At 43.4% G+C, this 24,456-nt stretch carries 17 protein-coding genes, 2 tRNA genes, 3 rRNA genes and 1 other RNA gene; 19 read left to right on the top strand and 4 right to left on the bottom strand.

Annotated elements, in window-relative coordinates; genetic code table 11:
* Positions 1-1,740, bottom strand: coding sequence for a glutamine--tRNA ligase/YqeY domain fusion protein (locus tag BSAG_RS16470; RefSeq protein WP_004317618.1), 1,740 nt, complete (start codon positions 1,738-1,740; stop codon positions 1-3).
* A 48-nt stretch (positions 1,741-1,788) separates the two neighbouring features.
* Entirely contained in the window at positions 1,789-2,601 is an 813-nt protein-coding gene (locus BSAG_RS16465) for a phosphate ABC transporter substrate-binding protein (protein ID WP_004317621.1), read from the bottom strand.
* 179 nt (positions 2,602-2,780) lie between these two features.
* Here BSAG_RS16465 and pstC point away from each other — a divergent pair, with 179 nt between their 5' ends.
* From pstC to BSAG_RS16435, 6 genes are all read left to right on the top strand, one after another.
* Positions 2,781-3,977: a phosphate ABC transporter permease subunit PstC gene (gene pstC, locus BSAG_RS16460; protein ID WP_004317623.1), complete on the top strand. Its 1,197-nt coding sequence runs from the start codon at positions 2,781-2,783 to the stop codon at positions 3,975-3,977.
* 1 nt (position 3,978) lies between these two features.
* Positions 3,979-4,854 (top strand): phosphate ABC transporter permease PstA, encoded by an 876-nt coding sequence (gene pstA / locus BSAG_RS16455; RefSeq protein WP_004317625.1) that lies wholly within the window; start codon positions 3,979-3,981, stop codon positions 4,852-4,854.
* An 8-nt stretch (positions 4,855-4,862) separates the two neighbouring features.
* Positions 4,863-5,621: a phosphate ABC transporter ATP-binding protein PstB gene (gene pstB, locus BSAG_RS16450; protein WP_008771190.1), complete on the top strand. Its 759-nt coding sequence runs from the start codon at positions 4,863-4,865 to the stop codon at positions 5,619-5,621.
* 75 nt (positions 5,622-5,696) lie between these two features.
* The gene (gene phoU, locus BSAG_RS16445) at positions 5,697-6,386 is read left to right on the top strand and encodes a phosphate signaling complex protein PhoU (protein WP_004317629.1); all 690 of its coding nucleotides are present in this window, start codon (positions 5,697-5,699) and stop codon (positions 6,384-6,386) included.
* Between the two features lie 389 nt (positions 6,387-6,775).
* Entirely contained in the window at positions 6,776-7,378 is a 603-nt protein-coding gene (locus tag BSAG_RS16440) for a riboflavin synthase (protein WP_004317631.1), read from the top strand.
* Positions 7,379-7,436: 58 nt separating this feature from the next.
* Positions 7,437-7,973 carry a nitroreductase family protein gene (locus BSAG_RS16435; RefSeq protein ID WP_004317633.1) on the top strand — a complete coding sequence of 179 codons (537 nt, stop codon included), beginning with the start codon at positions 7,437-7,439 and terminating at the stop codon, positions 7,971-7,973.
* Between the two features lie 368 nt (positions 7,974-8,341).
* Here BSAG_RS16435 and BSAG_RS16430 read toward each other — a convergent pair whose 3' ends face one another.
* Together BSAG_RS16430 and rnpB are read right to left on the bottom strand one after the other, a co-directional pair.
* On the bottom strand, positions 8,342-9,661 hold the full coding sequence (locus BSAG_RS16430; RefSeq protein WP_004317635.1) for a YihY/virulence factor BrkB family protein: 1,320 nt from the start codon (positions 9,659-9,661) through the stop codon (positions 8,342-8,344).
* Positions 9,662-9,683: 22 nt separating this feature from the next.
* An RNA gene (rnpB, locus tag BSAG_RS23685) (RNase P RNA component class A) lies at positions 9,684-10,047 on the bottom strand.
* Positions 10,048-10,145: 98 nt separating this feature from the next.
* Between rnpB and BSAG_RS16425 the strand changes: the two genes are divergently transcribed.
* The 13 genes from BSAG_RS16425 (at position 10,146) to rrf (ending at position 24,375) form a co-directional block, all read left to right on the top strand.
* Positions 10,146-11,126, top strand: coding sequence for an NlpC/P60 family protein (locus BSAG_RS16425; RefSeq protein WP_004317636.1), 981 nt, complete (start codon positions 10,146-10,148; stop codon positions 11,124-11,126).
* 113 nt (positions 11,127-11,239) lie between these two features.
* Positions 11,240-12,391, top strand: a complete 1,152-nt coding sequence (locus BSAG_RS16420; RefSeq protein ID WP_004317637.1) for a dipeptide epimerase — start codon at positions 11,240-11,242, stop codon at positions 12,389-12,391.
* Positions 12,392-12,610: 219 nt separating this feature from the next.
* Complete coding sequence (locus BSAG_RS16415) at positions 12,611-14,146, top strand: trypsin-like peptidase domain-containing protein (RefSeq protein WP_004317638.1); 1,536 nt, start codon at positions 12,611-12,613, stop codon at positions 14,144-14,146.
* A 183-nt stretch (positions 14,147-14,329) separates the two neighbouring features.
* Positions 14,330-15,190, top strand: a complete 861-nt coding sequence (locus BSAG_RS16410; protein WP_002561589.1) for an RNA polymerase sigma factor RpoD/SigA — start codon at positions 14,330-14,332, stop codon at positions 15,188-15,190.
* A 130-nt stretch (positions 15,191-15,320) separates the two neighbouring features.
* A complete protein-coding gene (locus tag BSAG_RS16405; RefSeq protein ID WP_004317639.1) occupies positions 15,321-15,944 on the top strand; it encodes a murein L,D-transpeptidase catalytic domain-containing protein in 624 nt (207 codons plus the stop codon).
* A gap of 77 nt (positions 15,945-16,021) precedes the next feature.
* The gene (locus BSAG_RS16400) at positions 16,022-16,423 is read left to right on the top strand and encodes a hypothetical protein (protein ID WP_004317640.1); all 402 of its coding nucleotides are present in this window, start codon (positions 16,022-16,024) and stop codon (positions 16,421-16,423) included.
* A gap of 91 nt (positions 16,424-16,514) precedes the next feature.
* Complete coding sequence (locus BSAG_RS16395; protein WP_004317641.1) at positions 16,515-17,729, top strand: clostripain-related cysteine peptidase; 1,215 nt, start codon at positions 16,515-16,517, stop codon at positions 17,727-17,729.
* Positions 17,730-17,975: 246 nt separating this feature from the next.
* The gene (locus BSAG_RS25905; RefSeq protein ID WP_008771187.1) at positions 17,976-18,107 is read left to right on the top strand and encodes a hypothetical protein; all 132 of its coding nucleotides are present in this window, start codon (positions 17,976-17,978) and stop codon (positions 18,105-18,107) included.
* Between the two features lie 1,039 nt (positions 18,108-19,146).
* A 16S ribosomal RNA gene (locus BSAG_RS16390) occupies positions 19,147-20,675 on the top strand.
* A gap of 207 nt (positions 20,676-20,882) precedes the next feature.
* Positions 20,883-20,959 (top strand) — tRNA-Ile (locus tag BSAG_RS16385).
* Positions 20,960-21,029: 70 nt separating this feature from the next.
* Positions 21,030-21,106: transfer RNA gene (locus BSAG_RS16380), tRNA-Ala, on the top strand.
* A gap of 157 nt (positions 21,107-21,263) precedes the next feature.
* A 23S ribosomal RNA gene (locus tag BSAG_RS16375) occupies positions 21,264-24,143 on the top strand.
* Positions 24,144-24,264: 121 nt separating this feature from the next.
* Positions 24,265-24,375, top strand: a 5S ribosomal RNA gene (gene rrf, locus BSAG_RS16370).
* Together the 16S, 23S and 5S rRNA genes with 2 tRNA genes alongside form the textbook arrangement of a ribosomal RNA operon.
* The last annotated feature ends 81 nt before the right edge of the window (positions 24,376-24,456 follow it).

Below are 24,456 nucleotides of genomic sequence, written 5' to 3' on the forward strand. Positions count from 1 at the left end.
TTATTTATTAATCTTCCCCCACGTATCTTTCAACCCTACTGTGCGGTTGAAAATCAGTTTTTCCGGGGTTGATTCTTTGTCGATATTAAAGTAACCGATCCGTTGGAACTGCAGGTAGGAGAGTGTAGGCAGGGTAGCTGCGAACTTCTCTATGTAGCAGTTGGGCAGAACTTTCAATGAGTCCGGATTGATGATTTCTTTCATGGCTTCCAGTGCTTCGCAATTTTTAGCTTCGCGGATGGCAGCCAGTTCGTCGCGTGGGTTTTCCACTTTCCACAGGCGGTCGTACAAACGTACTTCTGCTTGCAGGCAGTGATTGCAGCTTACCCAATGGAGCGTGCCTTTCACCTTACGGTTTGCGTCCGGCATACCGCTACGGGTATTAGCGTCATATTCGCAATATACCTCTGTTATTACGCCGTTTTCGTCTTTCTTGCAACCGGTGCATTTTACGATATAGGCATTTTTGAGGCGTACTTCCTGTCCCGGTGTCATGCGGAAATACTTCTTGGGAGCGTCTTCCATGAAGTCTTCGCGTTCCATCCACAGTTCACGGCTGAATTCGATCAGGTGGCTTCCTGCTTCCGGGTCTTCCGGGTTGTTGATTGCTTCCAGTTCTTCAACCTGTCCTTCCGGATAGTTGGTGATGATTAGTTTAACCGGGTTGATCACTGCCGATACACGGGTGGCACGGCTGTTCAGGTCGTCCCGAACGGAGCTTTCCAACAGGGCGATGTCGTTCAGGGCATCGTATGTGGTATATCCGATTTTATCAATAAATTTATGAATAGACTCCGGCGAATAACCGCGACGGCGAAAACCACAGATAGTCGGCATACGGGGGTCGTCCCATCCGTTTACTAGTCCTTCTTTCACCAGTGTGAGCAGGTTACGTTTGCTCATCAGGGTGTAGCTTAGGTTCAGTTTGTTGAATTCAGTCTGACGGGGACGGTTGTCGTTCAGGTCTTTTCCTTCTTTCAGCCAGTCGATGAAGAGGTCGTAAAGAGGACGGTGTACCACAAATTCGAGTGTACACAGCGAGTGAGTTACTCCTTCGAAGAAGTCACTCTGTCCGTGAGCGAAGTCATACATCGGATAAGCCTTCCAGGTAGTACCTGTACGGTGGTGCGGGTGTTTCACTACACGATAAATAATCGGATCGCGGAAGTGCATATTCGGGTTAGCCATGTCAATCTTGGCACGGAGCACCATGGCACCTTCTTCGATCTCGCCGCTATTCATTTTCTTAAAAAGTTCGAGGCTTTCTTCGATAGGACGGTTGCGGTAAGGGCTTTCCACACCCGGTTGGGTAGGAGTACCTTTTTGCTGTGCGATTAGTTCGGAGCTTTGTTCGTCAATATATGCTTTTCCCTCCTGAATCAGGCGGATAGCGAAGTCCCATAATTGTTGGAAGTAGTCGGAAGCGTAGTATTCGTTTCCCCACTGGTAGCCCAACCATTGAATATCTTCTTTGATAGCTTCTACATATTCCACATCTTCCTTGGTCGGGTTTGTGTCGTCGAAACGAAGGTTACATACACCGCCGTGTTTTTCTGCGATGCCGAAATCAAGGCAAATAGCTTTGGCATGGCCGATGTGAAGGTAGCCGTTAGGTTCGGGCGGGAAGCGTGTCTGCACTTTTCCACCATTTTTACCTTCTTTCAAGTCTTTCTCTACTGCCTGTTCAATAAAGTTCAAGCTTTTCTTTTCGCCTGCTTCTTCGTTTTTAATATCTGTCATAACGGTTAATGTTATCTGTATTTAGGCTACAAAAGTAGGACATTTTTTTTATTTAACCGGAATATAACCGCTCTTTTTTATAATGTCCTGTCCGTCGGACGAGAGAATAAACTGAATCAGGGGGGAGACTTGTTCCTTATTTTTTACATTGTAGTAGTAATAAAGCGGGCGCACGATGGGGTAGCTCTTATTGGTGGCGTTCTCTACCGTAGGCGTGGCATAGTGGGTGTCGTCGTATGATACGGAAAGCGTTTTGACACGGGGAGATACGTATGCCAGTCCGACATATCCGATGGCTCCTTTGGTCTGACTGACAGACTGGATGATGGCACCCGTTGCCGGCATGGAAAGGCTGCTTGCCATGTAGTTTTTATTTTTCAGTACGCTCTCTTTGAAAAATTCGTAAGTACCGGACGATGTTTCGCGCGAGTAAACCACTATTTTGCGATCGTCTCCGCCTACCTGTTTCCAGTTGTTTATCTTCCCCCGGAAAATGTCTTCCAGTTGTTGGCGGGTCAGCTGCTTTACCGGATTGGAGGGATGCACCACCACGGCAAGAGCATCGTAGGCTACAATCACTTCGTCTACTTCTTCTCCGGCTCCTTTTATTTTCATCTTTTCGCTGAACTTGATCGGGCGGGAAGCCATTGCGATGTCCGTTGTATGATCCATTAAAGCGGAGATACCTACACCGGTTCCGCCACCGGTCACTGTGACACGGGCATCCGGGTGCTGGTTCATAAACCGCTCTGCTGTCTGTTGTGCGACAGGCAGTACTGTATCGCTACCTTTAATACGTTGTGCGTTGGCACCGAGCGAGAGTAAGGAAAGGGCGATTAATAAGTTTCTTCTCACTTTCATATTTCTTCGTTTTATTAACGTTGCAAATTAAGCAATCGGATATTACATTTTCATTTCATCTGGAGTGGAAATGGTACTTGTAACACAAACGTAACATGATTGAAACATTTCCTTCAAACGTTAGTCACACCTCCTTAATAAAGAGACGCTTTCTTTGCATCAGAAATCATAGCAGGTATATGAAAAAGGTATTTGAAAAGATTATAGAAGGAATGTTGACTTGTAGCGGCTTTGTGACAAGTATTACTATTTTGCTGATTGTACTCTTCCTTTTCACTGAAGCTTTCGGGCTGTTCAAGAGTAAAGTGATTGAAGAGGGATATGTGTTGGCGCTGAATAAGAGCAACAAGGTCAGTGTGTTGAGCCCCGCACAGATAAAAAATGTTTTTGACGAAGAGATTACAAACTGGAAGGAACTCGGTGGGGAAGATCTCCCTATCCGGGTTTTTCGTTTGGAAGATATAACGCAGTATTATACGGAAGAGGAGTTGGGACCTGCTTATGAATATGCAGGCGATAAGATTACGGAGCTGGTGGAGAAAACACCCGGCATCGTAGCTTTTGTTCCGCAGAAGTTTATTGTTCATCCGGACGCGGTACATTTCATAGAGGATAACACTATTTCCGTAAAGGATGTATTTGCGGGTGCCGAATGGTTTCCTACGGCTACTCCGGCTGCTCAATTCGGCTTTTTGCCGTTGATTACCGGGACGTTGTGGGTGAGCCTGTTTGCCATCCTTTTTGCTTTGCCGTTCGGGCTGTCGGTTTCTATTTATATGTCTGAAGTGGCAAATCCGAAAGTGCGGAACTGGCTAAAACCGATTATCGAACTGTTGAGTGGTATTCCTTCCGTTGTTTATGGCTTTTTCGGATTAATTGTCATTGTTCCGTTGATTCAGAAATTGTTTGATCTTCCGGTAGGAGAGAGTGGCTTGGCGGGAAGTATCGTACTGGCTATTATGGCATTGCCTACTATTATAACGGTGACGGAAGACGCGATGCGCAACTGTCCGCGTGCAATGCGGGAAGCGAGTCTGGCATTGGGCGCTTCGCAATGGCAGACGATATATAAGGTAGTGATTCCTTATTCTATTTCGGGGATTACATCCGGTGTGGTACTCGGTATCGGACGTGCTATCGGGGAGACGATGGCAGTATTGATGGTGACGGGTAATGCGGCTGTGATTCCGATAACGATCCTTGAGCCTTTGCGTACCATTCCGGCTACGATTGCGGCCGAACTGGGAGAAGCTCCTGCAGGAGGACCTCACTATCAGGCGTTGTTCCTGTTGGGGGTCGTACTGTTCTTCATCACATTGATTATCAACTTTAGTGTGGAATATATTTCCTCTAAAGGATTAAAACGTAGCAAATAAGATGGAAATACGGAGTAATAATAAAGCTAAACACCGTTCGCAGAAAATTGCTTTCGGGATTTTCCGGCTGTTGAGCCTTTGCATTGTACTGATATTGTTTGCAATTCTGGGATTTATCGTCTATAAAGGAATCGGCGCTATCAGTTGGAATTTTATCACTTCGGCTCCTACGGACGGGATGACAGGTGGCGGTATATGGCCGGCTATTGTCGGTACTTTCTATCTGATGGTGGGGAGTGCGCTGTTCGCCTTTCCGATAGGGGTGATGAGCGGAATTTATATGAATGAGTATGCGCCGAAAGGTAAGTTGGTACGCTTTATCCGGGTGATGACCAATAACTTGAGCGGTATTCCTTCCATCGTATTCGGATTGTTCGGTATGGCGCTGTTTGTCAATTATATGGGATTTGGTGATAGTATTTTGGCCGGTTCTTTGACATTAGGTTTGCTTTGCGTACCTTTGGTCATTCGGACAACGGAGGAAGCTCTGAAAGCCATTCCCGACAGTATGCGTGAAGGCAGCCGGGCCTTGGGGGCAACGAAGTTGCAGACGATCTGGCACGTCATTCTGCCGATGGGGATGCCGAACATTATCACAGGGTTGATTCTTGCCTTGGGACGTGTTTCGGGAGAGACGGCGCCGATTCTGTTTACTTGTGCCGCATACTTCCTGCCACAACTGCCAACGGGTATTTTCGATCAGTGTATGGCATTGCCTTACCATTTGTATGTGATTTCCACGAGTGGAACGGATATGGAGGCACAATTGCCGCTGGCTTATGGTACGGCATTGGTGTTGATTATGATTATCCTGTTCGTGAATCTGCTGGCTAATGCATTGAGAAAGTATTTTGAGAAAAGAGTAAAAACAAACTAGATTAGTATATGGATACAGTGAAAATAGATGCGCGTGATGTGAACTTTTGGTATGGAGATTTTCATGCATTGAAGGGTATCAGTATGCAGATTGAGGAAAAGTCGGTTGTCGCTTTTATCGGACCGTCCGGTTGCGGTAAGTCTACTTTCCTCCGGCTTTTCAACCGGATGAATGATTTGATTCCTGCTACCCGTCTGGAGGGAGAAATCCGTATCGACGGACATAATATATATGCGAAAGGGGTGGAAGTGGACGAACTCCGCAAGAATGTAGGAATGGTGTTCCAGCGTCCGAATCCTTTTCCGAAAAGTATATTCGAGAATGTAGCTTACGGACTTCGTGTTAATGGAATAAAAGACAATGCTTTCATTCGCCATCGTGTGGAGGAAACGTTGAAAGGAGCGGCTCTTTGGGATGAGGTGAAAGATAAGTTGAAGGAGTCGGCTTATGCATTGTCCGGCGGACAGCAACAGCGGCTTTGTATCGCCCGTGCGATGGCTGTCTCTCCTTCGGTATTGCTGATGGATGAGCCTGCGTCTGCACTCGACCCTATTTCTACGGCTAAGGTGGAGGAGCTGATCCATGAATTGAAGAAGGATTATACGATTGTAATCGTTACGCATAATATGCAGCAGGCAGCCCGTGTCAGTGATAAGACGGCGTTTTTCTATATGGGCGAAATGGTGGAATTCGATCAGACGAAAAGGATATTCACCAATCCGGAGAAAGAGGCTACCCAGAATTATATAACGGGACGCTTCGGGTAATTCGTGAAATCCGTGCCTGAAAATTATTTCTGAAATGTCATTAGCAAAATATTAATCATTTATATATAATAGACTATGGTAAAGTTTATAGAATCGGAACTTATCCTATTGAAGAAGGAAATTGATGAAATGTGGACCTTGGTGTACAACCAGCTTGACCGTGCCGGAGAGGCTGTGTTGACCCTCGACAAGGAGTTGGCTCAACAAGTGATGGTTCGTGAGCGTCGGGTGAATGCTTTTGAATTGAAGATAGATAGCGATGTGGAAGACATCATTGCATTATATAATCCGGTGGCGATTGACCTCCGTTTTGTATTGGCTATGCTGAAGATCAATACGAATCTGGAACGTTTGGGTGACTTTGCGGAAGGTATTGCCCGCTTTGTACTTCGTTGCAAAGAGCCGGTGTTGGATGCGGAATTATTGAACCGTCTTCGTCTGGCAGAGATGCAGGCAGAAGTGTTGTCGATGCTGGAACTGGCGAAGCGTGCCTTAAATGAAGAAAGCAATGATCTGGCAGCGGGAGTGTTTGCCAAGGATAATTTGCTGGATGAAATCAATGCGGATGCGACAGGTATTCTTTCTGACTATATCATCGAACATCCGGAAGCTGTACATACCTGCGTAGATTTGGTTAGTGTGTTTCGTAAACTGGAACGTTCGGGAGACCATATTACCAATATTGCCGAGGAGATTGTTTTCTTCATTGACGCCAAAGTGTTAAAACATCGTGGCAAAACGGACGAAAACTACCCGGAAAAGTAATTTTTGGCAGATTTTTAAACAGAAATTAGGGCTCCTTAAAAAATTATCCTATATTTGTCACCTATAACGGACAAGTTACAGGAGATTTTGCTTCAAATGATAATAAATCCAAAGAATTTTCAAAAAGATGTTATATGACATGTTTTATAATTTGGATAGTATCGGTAAAACCGCCTATATTTGCACCGTTATCCTGAAAACAATCTTTTTACCTTAAAAAAAACTAATACCTATTGAAAACTGAAAAATGGAGCTTTGTGAAAAGCCCCATTTTTTTTTGCTCTTATTTTTTAAGCTCCTTTCTAATTCGTATCTTTGACCCTTGCATTAAGAGAGTATTCTCAATCTTAAAATAGTAAGTAGTAAATCGTAAAATAGTAAATGAAATTATGTTTTCTGGAATCGTAGAAGAATATGCTACTTTGGTAGCACTGGTGAAAGACCAGGAGAATATACACTTTACATTTAAGTGTTCGTTTGTGAATGAGTTGAAAATCGACCAGAGTATTTCTCACAATGGTGTGTGTCTGACAGTGGTGACTCTGACAGATGATACGTATACGGTGACTGCCATGAAAGAAACATTGGAACGCTCTAATCTCGGTCTGCTGAAAGTGGGGGATAAGGTGAATGTTGAACGTAGCATGATGATGAATGGCCGGTTGGACGGACATATTGTTCAGGGACATGTAGACCAGACTGCTACTTGTATTGATGTTAAGGATGCGGAAGGTAGTTGGTATTTTACCTTCCAATATGCGTTTGATAAGGAAATGGCGAAACGTGGATATATTACGGTGGATAAAGGTTCGGTGACTGTGAACGGTGTTAGCCTGACAGTATGTAATCCGACCGATGATACTTTCCAGGTAGCTATCATTCCTTATACGTATGAGCATACAAACTTCCATACGTTTGAGATTGGCAGTGTGGTAAATATTGAATTCGATATTATCGGTAAGTATATCAGTCGGATGATTCAGTATAAATAGTTGGCTGTCGCGAAAGCGAATTTCAATCGTAAATTGTAAATCATAAAATCGCAATCTTATGGATTTTCTTCAATTGGTACAGGCTCGTCAAAGCGACCGTTCGTATGATAAGCAGCGTCCGGTGGAGCCGGAAAAGTTGGAACGGATACTTGAAGCTGCTCGTTTGGCGCCTTCGGCCTGTAATGCGCAGCCTTGGAAGTTTGTAGTCATCACGGATAAGGAACTGGCCCAAAAAGCGGGGAAAGCTGCTGCTGGTTTGGGGATGAATAAGTTTGCTAAAGATGCTCCCGTGCATATTCTGGTGGTAGAGGAATCTGCTAATATTACCTCTCTGCTTGGTGGAAAGGTGAAAGGCAAGCATTTTCCATTGATCGACATTGGAATAGTTGCTGCTCATATTGCTTTGGCGGCTGAAGCCGAAGGACTGGGCTCTTGTATTCTGGGTTGGTTTGATGAAAAAGAAATGAAACAGCTTGCCGGTATTCCTGCCTCGAAACGTTTATTGTTGGATATTGTCATTGGCTATCCGGCAAAGGAAAAACGCAAAAAGATGAGGAAGCCGAAAGAAAAGGTGATTTCATACAACCGTTATTGATTGAAAAATAATTATATTCTTAGTTCTTTAGGATAAGCATATAACAGAAAGCATCGTTGGTTTTAAAGGAAGAGTACGTTCCTTTTAAACCAACGATGCTTTCCTTTTAAAGGAACGGACTGTTTGTTTAAAACCAAAAGTGTTTCCTCTAAAGTGTTGATATATAACTTATTATTAATGCCGCTGAATAAGCGGCATTAATAATGTAGTATTTATTTCTTTTTTGACAAATCCTTCAGCAAATAGTCTACTGCCGCTTTCAGTTGGGCGTCTTCTCCTTTCAGGCTGGCTTCGGGCTTATTATAGATAAGAATATCAGGTTGTAAAGTCTGATTTTCGAGATCGTTGCACTGCTTGCTTCCTTTTCCTTATAAATCTTTCAGTAATACTTTACTTGCTTTTTTATAGTATTCTTCTCTGGACTCGGTCAGCACTTTCCATTCGTCATTGAATTCTTCGTCTTTATCAATTTTGAAATTCTCGGAACCGTATGTATCCAAACGATCCAATAAGATGGCTACATTCAATTGATTGATATCCATTGATGGCTGATAGCCGATTTCTTCGCTTTTTTCGTCAGTGAATACTTCGTGAATCAATTCTATTTCCTGCAACTGATAAAGTACCTGATTGGTTAGCCGGATGGGAATCTGATGCTCTTCCGAGATTTCTGCAGCCGTATAGGGAGGCTCGTTCTTCTCAAACCGTTTGGCTATGAGTGACATAATCAGGATGGATATAAAGTCCCGGTATCGTCTGCTGATATTCCGGGTGTCCTGGTCAAAACTAAAACTGCGGATGTTCTGCCCGGCATACGTCAATTCGGCTCCGAACAAACAGATTGTCCAAGATATTTGCAGCCAAAGCAGAAATAAAGGAAGTGCGGCAAAACTACCGTAAATGGCGTTGTACTTTGATACCCACAACTGGCTGTTGATATACAGGAATTGAAAAGCCTGATAAGCAGACCCTGCCAGAATGCCTGCAATGAGCGCGTGTTTGAATTTTACTTTCGTATTCGGCATGAAGATATACAGCCCTGTGAACATCAGCCATGTCAGGACGAAAGGGATAAGCCGTATCATGAATTTCATAATAGGAGCAAGCAGGACGAAATCATCCATCTGTTTGAGAATGGTACTCATAAACAGAGAAAGTCCTCCGGACACTACGATTAGAATCGGCATCAATAGGAACATAGAGAAGTAATCCGTAATCTTGCGATACATGGACCGTGCTTTTTTTACTTCCCAAATACGGTTGAAGGTGATTTCAATATTGCTGACCAGATTGATAACCGTCCATAACAACATGACCAAACCAACTCCAATGAAAATACCTCCTTTGGTTTGTGAAAGATAGGAGTTGACAAATGAGAGAATGGCCTCTGTTGTTTCTATATTTCCTCCGAAACCATTGCGGAACTGATGTTCCATCAGGTTGTCGAATCCAAAACCGCGTGCCACGGCAAACAGGATGGCAAGTATCGGTACAATGGCGAGTAATGTGCTATATGTCAGTGCGGAAGCTTTATTAGCCATCCGGTCTTTGGTAAACCGGTTGATACAAAGATAGATGGTCTTTATAATATTGTAGAGTGAGAACTTGGTTCGGGTCACTTCATCTTCCGTAATGCGCCAGATGTCATACGTAAGAAACTTCCATATATCGGTGATTTTCTTCTTCATAGTTCAACGGATAATTAAAAGAAAAAGCAGTCAGCCTATAAGCCGAGTTCTGTACCTTATATAAAACAAGGTGCCTGTCATTTATCTGAGTGGCGTGTCACCACGACACTTTAGCGGTCTACCCTCCGACATGGAGCGAGCAACTCTCATAACGCCGGTTTACATGACCTTACAACTCCTAAGACGTACAGCCCGACATGTCACCATGCGGCTGGTGGGCTCTTACCCCACCTTCTCACCCTTACCTCTCCCCGAAAGGAGCGGCGGTTATTTTCTTCTACGTTACTCTACCCTCACGGACAGCTTTCTGTTAGGAAGTAGGATGCTCTATGTTGCCCGGACTTTCCTCCTGCACGAAACGTGCACGCGACAGACCGGCCAACTGCTTTAGACTGCAAAAATACGTCATTTATTTTGTTTTAGCCAAAGAAAGTACCACAAATAGAAATAATTTCTACCTTTGCTATTATTAAAATGAATTTTAATGAAGAAGAATATCCTCCTTTTCTCTTGTTTTCTGGTGATTGCGGCAGTCAGCCTGAAAGCACAGGAAATACGTCCCATGCCTGCCGATTCAGCTTATGGGGTAGTGCATATCTCTGTTTGCAATTTGCGCGAAGAAGGCAAATTTACTTCCGGCATGAGTACGCAGGCATTGTTGGGGATGCCGGTCAAAGTACTTCAATATACCGGTTGGTACGAGATACAAACGCCGGATGATTATACCGGATGGGTACACCGGATGGTGATTACCCCCATGTCGAAGGAACGTTATGATGAGTGGAACCGGGCGGAAAAGATAGTGGTTACTTCGCATTATGGATTTGCGTATGAAAAACCGGATGAAAGTTCTCAACCTGTGTCCGACGTGGTTGCAGGCAATCGTCTGAAGTGGGAGGGAAGCAAGGGGCATTTCTACAAAGTATCTTATCCCGACGGTCGGAAAGCATACATCTCTAAATCTATTTCTCAACCGGAAACAAAATGGAGGGCTTCATTGAAACAAGATGTTGAAAGTATCATTGCGACTGCTTATTCGATGATGGGAGTCCCTTATCTGTGGGCAGGAACCTCTTCCAAAGGAGTAGATTGTAGCGGCTTGGTACGTACCGTGCTTTTTATGCATGATATTATTATTCCGAGAGATGCGTCTCAACAGGCTTATGTGGGCGAACATATTGAGATTGCTCCTGATTTTGCCAATGTACAACGGGGGGATTTAGTGTTTTTTGGTCGTAAAGCGACTGCGGAGCGTAAAGAAGGAATCTCTCACGTTGGTATTTACCTTGGTAATAAACAGTTTATCCACGCTTTGGGCGATGTACACATCAGTAGTATGAACCCTGTGGATAAGAACTATGACGAGTTCAACACGAAACGTCTGCTTTTTGCCGTTCGCTTCCTACCTTATATTAATAAGGAGAAGGGAATGAATACTACGGATAATAATCCTTATTATAAATAGTCGATAAATGATGGTTGATAGTTACTGTGAGTATTTTGCATAAATATCTATCATCTATTATCTGCCACCTGTCATTTATCACTTATCATTTGTAATTTATCATCTATTAAAGCATGCAGAACAGAAGAGATTTTTTGAAAACAGCGACTTTGGCTGCTTTGGGTTCTGGGTTAGTGGTCCGTCAGACATTAGCCGGAGAATCATCGCTTTCTAACGTCTATATAAATAAGCTCGGTTTGGGAGGAAAGATGAAAATGAGCTTTTTCCCTTATGAATTGAAGTTGAAGCATGTGTTTACGGTTGCCACATATTCACGCACAACGACTCCTGATGTACAGGTGGAAATAGAATATGAAGGGATAACGGGGTACGGAGAGGCCTCTATGCCTCCTTATTTGGGAGAGACGGTAGAATCGGTTATGAGTTTTCTGGGGAAAGTGAATCTGGAACAGTTTAGTGATCCTTTTCAGCTAGATGACATTTTGTCATACGTTGACAGCCTCTCGCCAAAAGACACGGCGGCGAAAGCTGCGGTAGATATCGCCCTTCATGATTTGGTGGGAAAACTGCTGGGTGCTCCCTGGTATAAGATATGGGGATTGAACAAAGAAAAGACGCCTTCTACCACCTTCACGATAGGTATTGATACACCTGATGTGGTAAGGGAGAAAACGAAAGAGTGTGCCGATCAGTTTAATATATTAAAGGTAAAGCTGGGACGGGACAATGATAAGGAGATGATTGAAACCATCCGCTCGGTAACGAATCTACCGATAGCGATAGATGCCAACCAAGGCTGGAAAGACCGTCAATACGCGCTTGATATGATTCATTGGCTGAAAGAAAAAGGTATTGTGATGATAGAACAGCCTATGCCGAAGGAGAAGCTAGACGACATTGCCTGGATAACACAACAAAGTCCATTGCCGATATTTGCAGATGAATCGTTGCAGCGTTTGGGAGATGTAGCTGCTTTGAAAGACGCTTTCACGGGAATTAATATTAAGTTGATGAAGTGTACCGGTATGCGTGAAGCATGGAAGATGGTAACACTGGCTCATGCGCTCGGTATGCGTGTGATGGTGGGTTGTATGACAGAGACCTCGTGTGCTATTTCAGCAGCTTCACAGTTCTCACCATTAGTCGATTTTGCCGACCTGGATGGTAACTTGCTTATTTCTAATGATCGATTTAAAGGGGTAGAAGTGGTGAATGGAAAGATCACCCTGAATGATTTGCCCGGAATCGGTGTCATGAAAATCTGACTTTACTGAATGAATGTCAGAGTGTTAAAGCCATCTGACATACAACGAATGTAAATTTGTCAGGTGCTGTCGTTAACCGCTGTTAAGCTCTAAATATTCTCTGTTAAAAGTGGACAAAAAAGAGTGACAAGTAGAATAAGTGAACGATATTTGTTATTATTTTAACGTCGTAAAAGTTAAAACAATGTCGAATATTAACAATTTAAAGAATTATAAATCATGAAACAGACAACAAAGAACATTCTGGGAGTAGGAGCAATCATTCTTCTTAGCTCAGGAGTTGCAGGATTGACAACTTACAAATTGTTGCAATCTAACGAAGCTGCTAAAGAGACATCTTTTAATGAGATGTTCAAGCAGAATCCCAATGTCAAATTGGCTGCTTTTGACGCTGTGAACGCTCAACCTGTTGACCTGACTCAGGCTGCGGAGAATTCGCTTCATGCTGTCGTACATATAAGGTCTACCCAAGAAGCTAAAACAAGAACTGTTCAGCAAGCGCCGGATATCTTCGATTTCTTTTTTGGTGATGGACGCGGACAGCAGCGTCAGGTACAGTCTCAACCTCGTGTAGGTTTTGGTTCGGGAGTAATCATCTCGAAAGATGGATATATCGTAACGAATAATCACGTGATTGAGGGTGCGGATGAAATCAGTGTGAAACTGAATGATAACCGTGAGTTTAAAGGACGCGTGATCGGTACTGACCCCAGCACCGACCTTGCATTGGTAAAAATAGAAGGTGATGATTTCCCGACTATTCCGGTAGGAGACTCCGAAGCGTTGAAAGTAGGAGAGTGGGTATTGGCGGTAGGTAACCCGTTCAATCTGAACTCTACTGTAACTGCCGGTATCGTAAGTGCGAAAGCCCGTTCTCTGGGTGTATATAATGGTGGTATAGAATCATTCATCCAAACGGATGCTGCTATCAATCAGGGGAATAGTGGCGGTGCGCTGGTAAATGCCAAAGGTGAACTGGTAGGTATCAATTCGGTGCTTTCTTCTCCGACAGGTGCTTATGCAGGATATGGTTTCGCTATTCCGACCAGCATTATGACGAAGGTAATTGCCGACCTGAAACAATACGGAACAGTACAACGTGCATTGCTCGGTATTCGTGGTGGTTCTATCGGTAGCAGTTTGATGGACGACCGTCAACCGATTGATAAATCCGGTAAGACACTGGCAGATAAAGCTAAAGAACTGGGTGTTGTAGAAGGAGTGTGGGTTTCTGAAATCGTAGAGAATGGTTCTGCAGCAGGAGCTGACATTAAAGTGGACGACGTAATTATCGGTGTGGATAATAAGAAAGTATCCAATATGGCCGACTTGCAGGAAGCTCTTGCGAAACATCGTCCGGGTGATAAGGTGAAAGTGAAATTGATGCGCGATAAGAAGGAAAAGACCGTTGAAGTAACGTTGAAGAACGAACAAGGTACTACCAAAATCGTGAAAGATGCAGGCATGGAAATCCTGGGAGCTGCTTTCAAAGAATTGCCGGATGATTTGAAGAAACAATTGAATCTGGGTTACGGTTTGCAAGTGACAGGGGTTTCTTCCGGTAAGATGTCAGATGCAGGAGTTCGTAAAGGTTTCATTATCCTAAAAGCTAATGACCAGCCGATGCGCAAAGTCAGCGATCTGGAAGAAGTGATGAAAGCTGCTGTTAAGTCTCCGAATCAGGTATTGTTCCTGACCGGTGTGTTCCCATCCGGTAAACGCGGATACTTCGCTGTCGATCTTACTCAAGAGTAATATATAAAATAAGGTAAGAAGATTATAGGATAAGCTAATGAAATAGAAAAAGGATGCCGCCAATCAACTTGTCGGCATCTCTTTTTGTTTTATTAGTTGAAAAATATAGTGTAAAAGTTACTTAATTTTGTATGTTAACAAATTATTTGTCGTAACTTTGCACTCCAAATCTGTTTTTAAAGAATGAGACAACTAAAGATTACCAAAAGTATCACTAACAGAGAGAGCGCTTCTCTTGATAAGTATTTGCAGGAAATCGGCCGTGAAGACCTGATTACTGTCGAGGAAGAAGTGGAACTCGCTCAACGCATTCGTAAGGGTGACCGTGTAGCATTGGAAAAATTGACACGTGCCAATCTTCGTTTCGTCGTATCTGTGGCTAAACAGTACCAGAACCAGGGTTTGAGTTTGCCTGACTTGATTAATGAAGGCAATTTAGGACTGATTAAGGCTGCCGAGAAATTTGATGAGACACGTGGATTTAAGTTCATTAGCTACGCTGTATGGTGGATTCGCCAGTCTATTCTGCAAGCATTGGCAGAGCAGTCGCGTATTGTTCGTCTCCCGTTGAATCAGGTAGGTTCGCTGAATAAGATCAGCAAAGCCTTCTCGAAGTTTGAACAGGAAAACGAGCGGCGTCCGTCTCCCGAGGAGTTGGCAGACGAACTGGAAATTCCGGTTGATAAAATCTCTGATACATTGAAGGTATCCGGCCGTCATATTTCGGTGGATGCGCCTTTTGTGGAAGGAGAGGATAACAGCCTGTTGGATGTGTTGGTTAACGATGATTCGCCTATGGCGGACCGCTCTCTGGTTAATGAGTCTCTTGCGAGGGAAATTGATAGAGCTCTTTCTACGTTAACCGATAGAGAAAAAGAAATCATTCAGATGTTTTTCGGTATCGGACAACAAGAAATGACATTAGAAGAAATCGGCGATAAATTTGGCCTCACACGTGAGCGCGTTCGTCAGATTAAAGAAAAAGCAATTAGAAGACTTAGACAAAGTAATCGTAGTAAATTGCTCAAATCTTACTTGGGATAAGTAAGGAATATCAGTTTCTGAAAAAAGAATTTGAGTCGCATAAGTCGCACTTTTCATGTAGAAGAATGTACTTATGCGACTTTTTATATAAGTCCTATTCTATAATTTAATCTTGTGCTATGTGAGTTTTATGAAGAAATCTGTTTTAATATCATTTGTTCTGGTTGTTTTGGGAGCAGGGGTGATGGCATACGCAAGATATGCGACATTATCTTCTGACACGGTGCCTGCTAAACTAGAGCAACGTTTGCGTGAAAAAGCGCAGGCAGGAAAGGCTTATTGTGATAAGAACGGGTATAATACAAATTATTGCTTTCTGGTAGATTTCAGTATTCATTCCGGTAAAAGGCGTTTCTTTGTATGGGATTTCAAGGGAGATTCTGTGAAGTATGCAAGTCTTTGTGCGCATGGATACGGGAAAAACAGTACGCTGTCCAAGCCTGTATTCAGTAATGTGGAAGGTAGTTATTGCTCTTCTTTAGGAAAATATAAAGTAGGGATACGGTCGTATAGCAAGTGGGGGATTAATGTTCATTATAAATTGCATGGATTGGAAGCAACGAATAACAATGCTTTCAAACGGTATATCGTGTTACATTCTTATACTCCGATGCCGGAAACGGAGGTGTATCCTTTGCATCTTCCATTAGGAATCAGTCAAGGGTGTCCTGTGATATCTGATGAGGTGATGAGGAAGGTTGACAGGCTGCTCAAGGCAGAAAAGAAACCTGTATTGTTATGGATTTATGATTAAGAAATGCTATTTATTTGAGATAAATCGAGGTAGTCTCCTCTTTTTTGTTACCTTTGCGAAGTTAAAAATTATATGATATGAAATACGTAAAAATACTATTTGCAATTGCACTTGTGTTTACCATGTGCTCCGCTTTTTCTCTGAAAAAAGACCATTCTAAACCGGTTTATGCTTTTGGAATTTCTGCTTCATTTACGGATACGATAGTCTATTTCACGGATATTCAGATATTAGATAGTGCGAAGGTTAGCAAAGAAGGGTTCTTGGCTCATCGTGAATTATATAGTTATCAGTTGAAAAATTATTTGGAGGATAACCAACTGCAGCAGAATAGTACATGTATGATTTACTTCTCGGAAAACAGAAAGAAGTTGGAAAAAGAAGCAACGAAGATTCTGAATAAATATAAGAAGAATAATAGAATGACGGTATCGCGAATTGATTCAGATAAATTCCGCTTTACGAAACCGGAAGAGTAATAAACAATAACTTAATTGTTAATATAATAAGAGATGCAGGTTTGCATCTCTTATTTTTTTATCTTTGTCCCTATTATAAATGAGGAATATTATGAAAAAGATTAAAATATTATCGCTTTTGTTCTGTGTTGTAATGTTGGTGGCAGCTTGTCACGATGATGAAGAAGGCCCTATTATACCTCAACCACGTGAACAAGTTGGGCGCACTGTGTTGGTATATATTGTAGGTGATAATGGCGTTAATGAATTATCTGATCTCTTTAAAACCAATTTTGAAGATATGAAAGAGGGTATGAAAGAGGTAGATTATTCAAAATGTAATTTAGTTGTTTATAGTGAAATGGTTAATGATGTTCCTCGTCTTGTTTCATTAAAAAAACAGAATGGAAAAGTGGTAGCAGACACTCTTTTTACCTATTCGGAACAGAATCCTTTGGCTAAAGAGGTTATGTCTTCTGTTATTTCTCAAACGGTAAGTTATTTCCCGGCAGATAGTTATGGTTTTGTGTTTTTATCTCATAGTTCTTCATGGGTGCCGGCTACCAATGATGCGAATTCTCGTTCCATCGGGTACTATCGTAGAACTCAAATGAATATTCCGGATTTTCATGATGTATTGTTATCTTCTTTTCCTAGACCTTTGAAATTTATTCTGTTTGATTCATGTTCGATGCAGGCTGTGGAAGTAGCTTATGAACTACGTGATTGTGCTGAATATTTTATTGGTTCACCAACTGAAATTCCTGGTCCTGGGGCTCCTTATAGTGTAGTTGTGCCGGAGATGTTTACAGAGAATAATTTGGCTATAAATATAGCTAGTGCTTATTTCAATTATTATGAAAAGTTTTATACTGGCAAGGTACCATCGGTTAATACAAATTGGACGGGAGGAGTTGCAACATCTGTAATTAATAGTGCTGCTTTGGATAACTTAGCTATGGTTGTTAAAGCTATTATTCCTAAATATATTCAAGATGCGAGAGTGGTACAATGTAATGATATACAGCTTTATGATTTTAGTAGTGATGAAGCAAATTATGATTTTGATAATTTGATTCAAAATTTAACAGGAGGAAAAGATAATGCTGATTATCAGTCGTGGCGTCAAGCTTTTGATGAGGCTGTAATTTATAGGAAAACTACGCCGAAAAATTATTCGGGAATTACTTATAGTATGTTTTCCATGGAAAAGGCGGAAGGGCTGTCCACTTATATACCTCGTGGAAGCTTTGATTCAAAAATAAATAATTTTTATCGAACATTACAATGGTATTCTGCTGCCGGATGGGGTGAGACTGGTTGGTAATTAAAAGTCTGTAATCTACTTGCATAAAGAGGGTATAGATGAACCGAACAAGGAGCATGTATGGGCTCCAATGCTATAACAACTCTTGATTTCAAGGCGGCGAAAGGAGCAATTATACTTCTGTCTCGCTGAAACTGCAGGCGTTCCCCTATGCAAAAAACAAAGTTATGAACAGTGAGGCGGGGACAAAGGGGACAGTAGGGACACCATAATAATTTCTCACACACGTGCGCGCGTACAAATAAGGTGGAAAATAATGAAACGTGGGGAGAAGAAGGAGAGCACGGTGAAGAAGATGCTTCTACTATGACGATGAAGAAGTGTTGCCAGAATATAATCATTCTTTCGCCGACTTTAAGACTGCACTTCAACTTGTGAATCTCTCTACTGCCAAGCCACGCATATTCTGTTATTCCTTGCCCTTACAGAAATTAGCCATCTGATGAATGTTGATGAGAATTTCTTCTTTGGCAAATTGAGAGCAGGTTTCACCCGCACATAGGTATGGCAGTCGGCATGGGATAAAGGAAAATACTGCACTCGCCTGACTGAAACGCCTGCCCCAATGCATAGTGTTTATCAATGTAGATGATGAAGAGACTATTTTAGTACGTGCGCGCGGGTGTGTGTGAAGGGGCTCCCTGAAAAGTGTCCCTTCTGTACCCGCCCGTTATAAACAATGCAGTGATTTGTCAATGCTAAAGCGGTGCTTTACGAGTGCTAAAGCATAGCTTTACGTTCTCTAAAGCTATGCTTTTCTAAGCGCCTCTCTCAATGCTCTACTATTACCCTCACTTCCTTATCCGTCCTCACACTTTCCTAATCCTATCAAAAATATGTTCTACAACATCATTATCTTTCAGCGCTTTAGCAGATTCTTTCAAAAAAACTTCGAAAAAATAGTTTAATATATTTGGATTGTATACCAAAAGGGCGTACTTTTGCACCCGCTTTCCAAGAGAAGAAAGCCTTGCAGAATTGACATAGTGAAAAAGCGAGATTGCGCTTAAAGAAAAGAACAAAAAAAACTTCCAAAAAGTTTTGGAGTATAATAAATAAAGTTCTTATCTTTGCAGTCCGATTCGCAAAGAAAACGGCCTTTGTTTTTTCTTTTATACATTCTTTCCCTTTCGCATAGAGAGCCTGAGAAATGAGTAAAAAGAAAAAAACTTCCGAAAAAGTTTGGTAGTTAAAAATAAAGCCTTTACCTTTGCACCCGCTTTTAAAACGAAAGCAGCAAGTTCTTTGAAATATTGATAAACAATACAAGTAGTACAAGTAAAAAAATAGAACCGTCAATACTTGTCCGAGAGAGTAGCGATACGATTGAAGATAATAGGTATTTGAGTAAGGTCAATAAATTTACGGCATCCTGAACAGAGCAAGAAATCATCTTAACAGATGAAAAGATACTTTTACAATGAAGAGTTTGATCCTGGCTCAGGATGAACGCTAGCTACAGGCTTAACACATGCAAGTCGAGGGGCAGCATTTTAGTTTGCTTGCAAACTAAAGATGGCGACCGGCGCACGGGTGAGTAACACGTATCCAACCTGCCGATAACTCGGGGATAGCCTTTCGAAAGAAAGATTAATATCCGATGGTATATTAAAACCGCATGGTTTTACTATTAAAGAATTTCGGTTATCGATGGGGATGCGTTCCATTAGTTTGTTGGCGGGGTAACGGCCCACCAAGACTACGATGGATAGGGGTTCTGAGAGGAAGGTCCCCCACATTGGAACTGAGACACGGTCCAAACTCCTACGGGAGGCAGCAGTGAGGAATATTGGTCAATGGACGAGAGTCTGAACCAGCCAAGTAGCGTGAAGGATGACTGCCCTATGGGTTGTAAACTTCTTTTATATGGGAATAAAGTATTCCACGTGTGGAATTTTGTATGTACCATATGAATAAGGATCGGCTAACTCCGTGCCAGCAGCCGCGGTAATACGGAGGATCCGAGCGTTATCCGGATTTATTGGGTTTAAAGGGAGCGTAGGTGGATTGTTAAGTCAGTTGTGAAAGTTTGCGGCTCAACCGTAAAATTGCAGTTGAAACTGGCAGTCTTGAGTACAGTAGAGGTGGGCGGAATTCGTGGTGTAGCGGTGAAATGCTTAGATATCACGAAGAACTCCGATTGCGAAGGCAGCTCACTAGACTGCAACTGACACTGATGCTCGAAAGTGTGGGTATCAAACAGGATTAGATACCCTGGTAGTCCACACAGTAAACGATGAATACTCGCTGTTTGCGATATACAGTAAGCGGCCAAGCGAAAGCATTAAGTATTCCACCTGGGGAGTACGCCGGCAACGGTGAAACTCAAAGGAATTGACGGGGGCCCGCACAAGCGGAGGAACATGTGGTTTAATTCGATGATACGCGAGGAACCTTACCCGGGCTTAAATTGCATTTGAATAATCTGGAAACAGGTTAGCCGCAAGGCAAATGTGAAGGTGCTGCATGGTTGTCGTCAGCTCGTGCCGTGAGGTGTCGGCTTAAGTGCCATAACGAGCGCAACCCTTATCTTTAGTTACTAACAGGTCATGCTGAGGACTCTAGAGAGACTGCCGTCGTAAGATGTGAGGAAGGTGGGGATGACGTCAAATCAGCACGGCCCTTACGTCCGGGGCTACACACGTGTTACAATGGGGGGTACAGAAGGCAGCTACCTGGCGACAGGATGCTAATCCCAAAAACCTCTCTCAGTTCGGATCGAAGTCTGCAACCCGACTTCGTGAAGCTGGATTCGCTAGTAATCGCGCATCAGCCATGGCGCGGTGAATACGTTCCCGGGCCTTGTACACACCGCCCGTCAAGCCATGAAAGCCGGGGGTACCTGAAGTACGTAACCGCAAGGAGCGTCCTAGGGTAAAACTGGTAATTGGGGCTAAGTCGTAACAAGGTAGCCGTACCGGAAGGTGCGGCTGGAACACCTCCTTTCTGGAGCGATGTCGTAAGACGATGCAATTGTACATGAATAATGTAAAACGCCCATCGTTAAAAATAATGACTTTAAAGGTTCTGTTTTTGTACTACTGGTACTTGTTTATTTATAATATATAGATCAACCATCTATAGAAGTATAGATAGAGATAAACAAGAGAAAAAAGAAGCCGAGTCTAGACGAAAGGTAGACAAGGTTGAACTAGTCCTATAGCTCAGTTGGTTAGAGCGCTACACTGATAATGTAGAGGTCGGCAGTTCAACTCTGCCTGGGACTACCAAGCTCAAGAATGAGGAACAGCGAAAGCTGAAAGTTAAAAGCTAAAAAACGATATTCTTGAACAACCTCTTGGGGGATTAGCTCAGCTGGCTAGAGCATCTGCCTTGCACGCAGAGGGTCAACGGTTCGAATCCGTTATTCTCCACCATCTCTGAAAAGAGAAACGATCTTTGACATGATGTACAAAAAGTAAAATTAAAAGTAAGAGCTAAAAGTATATATCAAACCGTACGTGTTCGAGTATGCAATATTGACAGCCGGAAGCAATTCCACAATCAATACCAATACGCGAATAAAACGTTTGAAAGAAAGTAAGCAAGGGCGCATGGCGGATGCCTTGGCTCTCGGAGGCGATGAAGGACGTGATAAGCTGCGATAAGCTTCGGGTAGGTGCAAATAACCTTTGATCCGAAGATTTCCGAATGGGACAACCCGTCATTCTGAAGGAATGACATCTTGCATAGCAAGAGGCTAACGCAGGGAACTGAAACATCTTAGTACCTGCAGGAAAAGAAAATAATAATGATTCCCCAAGTAGTGGCGAGCGAACGGGGATTAGCCCAAACCAATGTTGTTACGGCAATATTGGGGTTGTAGGACCACGATGTCGCAAGAACTTTAGTGAGAAGAATTCTTTGGAAAATGAAACCATAGACGGTGATAGTCCGGTATTCGAAGCTAAACGAAGCGTAGTGGTATCCTGAGTAGCGCGGGACACGAGGAATCTTGCGTGAATCTGCCGGGACCATCCGGTAAGGCTAAATACTCCCGAGAGACCGATAGCGAACCAGTACTGTGAAGGAAAGGTGAAAAGCACTTCGAATAGAAGAGTGAAATAGTCCCTGAAACCGTGCGCCTACAAGCGGTCGGAGCAGCGTAAGTTGTGACGGCGTGCCTTTTGCATAATGAACCTACGAGTTACTTTTTCCGGCAAGGTTAAGCATTTCAAAATGTGTAGCCGAAGCGAAAGCGAGTCTGAACAGGGCGATTAGTCGGAAGGAGTAGACGCGAAACCAAGTGATCTACCCTTGGTCAGGTTGAAGGTTAGGTAACACTAACTGGAGGACCGAACCGATAAGCGTTGAAAAGCTTCCGGATGAACTGAGGGTGGGGGTGAAAGGCTAATCAAACTTGGAGATAGCTCGTACTCCCCGAAATGCATTTAGGTGCAGCCTTGGGAATTACTACTGTGAGGTAGAGCGACTGATAAGATGCGAGGGCTTCACCGCCTATCAAGTCTTGATAAACTCCGAATGCGCAGTAGTTCGATCCCAGGAGTGAGGGCATGGGTGCTAAGGTCCATGTCCTAAAGGAGAAGAATCCGGACCATCAGCTAAGGTCCCGAAATAATTGCTAAGTTGAACTAACGAAGTCAGATTGCTAAGACAGCTAGGATGTTGGCTTGGAAGCAGCCATTCATTTAAAGAGTGCGTAACAGCTCACTAGTCGAGGAGTTTGGCGTGGATAATAATCGGGCATTAAGCAATTTACCGAAGCTATGGGATCAGTAATGATCGGTAGGGGAGCATTCCACTCAGCGTCGAAGGTGAAGCGTGAGCTTTGCTGGAGCGTGTGGAAAAGCAAATGTAGGTATAAGTAACGATAAAGGGGGTGAGAAACCCCCTCGCCGAAAGACTAAGGTTTCCTGATCAACGCTAATCGGATCAGGGTTAGTCGGGTCCTAAGGCTCAGCCGAACGGTGAGGCCGATGGCAGAACAGGTTAATATTCCTGTACTACCTTAAGGAGTGACGTGGAGACGGAGCAGTGATAGCGCCGCGGACTGACGGAATAGTCCGTTGAAGGGTGTAGATGTTGATCTTTGCAGGCAAATCCACAAAGAGAGTCGAACCTGATAGTATGGAACGTTCTTCGGAACAATCCAATAGTGCGTGTAAACATACTCCCAAGAAAATCCGCTAAACTTAATCTTTAAGGTACCCGTACCGCAAACGGACACACGTAGTCGGGTTGAATATACTAAGGCGCTTGAGTGATTCACGGTTAAGGAACTAGGCAAATTGACCCTGTAACTTCGGGATAAAGGGTCCCAACGAGAGTTGGGCGCAGAGAATAGGTCCAGGCAACTGTTTAACAAAAACACAGGGCTGTGCTAAATTGAAAGATTACGTATACAGCCTGACACCTGCCCGGTGCTGGAAGGTTAAGAGGAGATGTCATCGCAAGAGAAGCATTGAATTGAAGCCCCAGTAAACGGCGGCCGTAACTATAACGGTCCTAAGGTAGCGAAATTCCTTGTCGGGTAAGTTCCGACCTGCACGAATGGTGTAATGATCTGGACACTGTCTCAACCGTGAGCTCAGTGAAATTGTAGTATCGGTGAAGATGCCGATTACCCGCGATGGGACGAAAAGACCCCGTGAACCTTTACTATAGCTTAACATTGAATTTGGGTAATTGATGTGTAGGATAGGCCGGAGACTTCGAAGCAGGTACGCCAGTATTTGTGGAGTCGCTGTTGAAATACGGCCCTTTGATTATTTGAGTTCTAACTCGTAGATGCGAGGACACTGTTTGGTGGGTAGTTTGACTGGGGTGGTCGCCTCCAAAAGTGTAACGGAGGCTTCTAAAGGTGCCCTCAGGACGATTGGTAACCGTCCGTAGAGTGTAATGGCATAAGGGCGCTTGACTGGGAGACAGACAAGTCGATCAGGTAGGAAACTAGAGCATAGTGATCCGGTGTTTCCGCATGGAAGGGACATCGCTCAAAGGATAAAAGGTACTCCGGGGATAACAGGCTGATCCCTCCCAAGAGCTCATATCGACGGAGGGGTTTGGCACCTCGATGTCGGCTCGTCACATCCTGGGGCTGGAGAAGGTCCCAAGGGTTGGGCTGTTCGCCCATTAAAGTGGCACGCGAGCTGGGTTCAGAACGTCGTGAGACAGTTCGGTCTCTATCTATCGTGGGCGTATGAAATTTGCGTGGCTCTGACACTAGTACGAGAGGACCGTGTTGGACTGACCGCTGGTTTACCAGTTGTGCCGCCAGGTGCATCGCTGGGTATCTAAGTCGGGATTGGATAAGTGCTGAAAGCATCTAAGTACGAAGCCAGCCACAAGATTAGATTTCTTAGGGTCGTTAAAGACGATGACGTTGATAGGATGCAGGTGTAAAGGTGGTAACATCAAAGCCGAGCATTACTAATTGCCCGTTCACTTTCTTTCAAATATGTACCGGTTGGGTATATACGTTTAGCGGATTACTGATACAGAAACTGGAAACAGAGAACAGAAACATACTAGTAATGAACTTGAGATTTTACTTTTCATCATGTCATAACCTTATTCAGGTGGTTATAGCACGAGGGTTCCACCTCTTCCCATTCCGAACAGAGAAGTTAAGCCTCGTCACGCCGATGGTACTGCGTAACAGTGGGAGAGTAGGTAGCCGCCGTTTTTAGAGAAGCCCCTTGATTCAGCAACGAATCAAGGGGCTTTCTGTTTTGGGTACTTTGCAAAATTTCTTGTTTTTTGATTT

Source organism: Bacteroides sp. D1 (genome assembly GCF_000157095.2).
GTDB lineage: Bacteria > Bacteroidota > Bacteroidia > Bacteroidales > Bacteroidaceae > Bacteroides > Bacteroides xylanisolvens.

Excerpts from the sequence above, each read along its gene's own strand:
- BSAG_RS16425 (WP_004317636.1), top strand. The coding sequence starts at position 10,146 with ATGAAGAAGAATATCCTCCTTTTCTCTTGTTTTCTGGTGATTGCGGCA.
- BSAG_RS16465 (WP_004317621.1), bottom strand. The coding sequence starts at position 2,601 with ATGAAAGTGAGAAGAAACTTATTAATCGCCCTTTCCTTACTCTCGCTC.
- phoU (WP_004317629.1), top strand. The coding sequence starts at position 5,697 with ATGGTAAAGTTTATAGAATCGGAACTTATCCTATTGAAGAAGGAAATT.
- BSAG_RS16395 (WP_004317641.1), top strand. The coding sequence starts at position 16,515 with ATGAAAAAGATTAAAATATTATCGCTTTTGTTCTGTGTTGTAATGTTG.
- BSAG_RS16410 (WP_002561589.1), top strand. The coding sequence starts at position 14,330 with ATGAGACAACTAAAGATTACCAAAAGTATCACTAACAGAGAGAGCGCT.
- BSAG_RS16470 (WP_004317618.1), bottom strand. The coding sequence starts at position 1,740 with ATGACAGATATTAAAAACGAAGAAGCAGGCGAAAAGAAAAGCTTGAAC.
- BSAG_RS16420 (WP_004317637.1), top strand. The coding sequence starts at position 11,240 with ATGCAGAACAGAAGAGATTTTTTGAAAACAGCGACTTTGGCTGCTTTG.
- BSAG_RS16430 (WP_004317635.1), bottom strand. The coding sequence starts at position 9,661 with ATGAAGAAGAAAATCACCGATATATGGAAGTTTCTTACGTATGACATC.
- pstB (WP_008771190.1), top strand. The coding sequence starts at position 4,863 with ATGGATACAGTGAAAATAGATGCGCGTGATGTGAACTTTTGGTATGGA.
- BSAG_RS16435 (WP_004317633.1), top strand. The coding sequence starts at position 7,437 with ATGGATTTTCTTCAATTGGTACAGGCTCGTCAAAGCGACCGTTCGTAT.
- BSAG_RS16415 (WP_004317638.1), top strand. The coding sequence starts at position 12,611 with ATGAAACAGACAACAAAGAACATTCTGGGAGTAGGAGCAATCATTCTT.
- BSAG_RS16405 (WP_004317639.1), top strand. The coding sequence starts at position 15,321 with ATGAAGAAATCTGTTTTAATATCATTTGTTCTGGTTGTTTTGGGAGCA.
- pstA (WP_004317625.1), top strand. The coding sequence starts at position 3,979 with ATGGAAATACGGAGTAATAATAAAGCTAAACACCGTTCGCAGAAAATT.
- pstC (WP_004317623.1), top strand. The coding sequence starts at position 2,781 with ATGAAAAAGGTATTTGAAAAGATTATAGAAGGAATGTTGACTTGTAGC.
- BSAG_RS16440 (WP_004317631.1), top strand. The coding sequence starts at position 6,776 with ATGTTTTCTGGAATCGTAGAAGAATATGCTACTTTGGTAGCACTGGTG.
- BSAG_RS16400 (WP_004317640.1), top strand. The coding sequence starts at position 16,022 with ATGAAATACGTAAAAATACTATTTGCAATTGCACTTGTGTTTACCATG.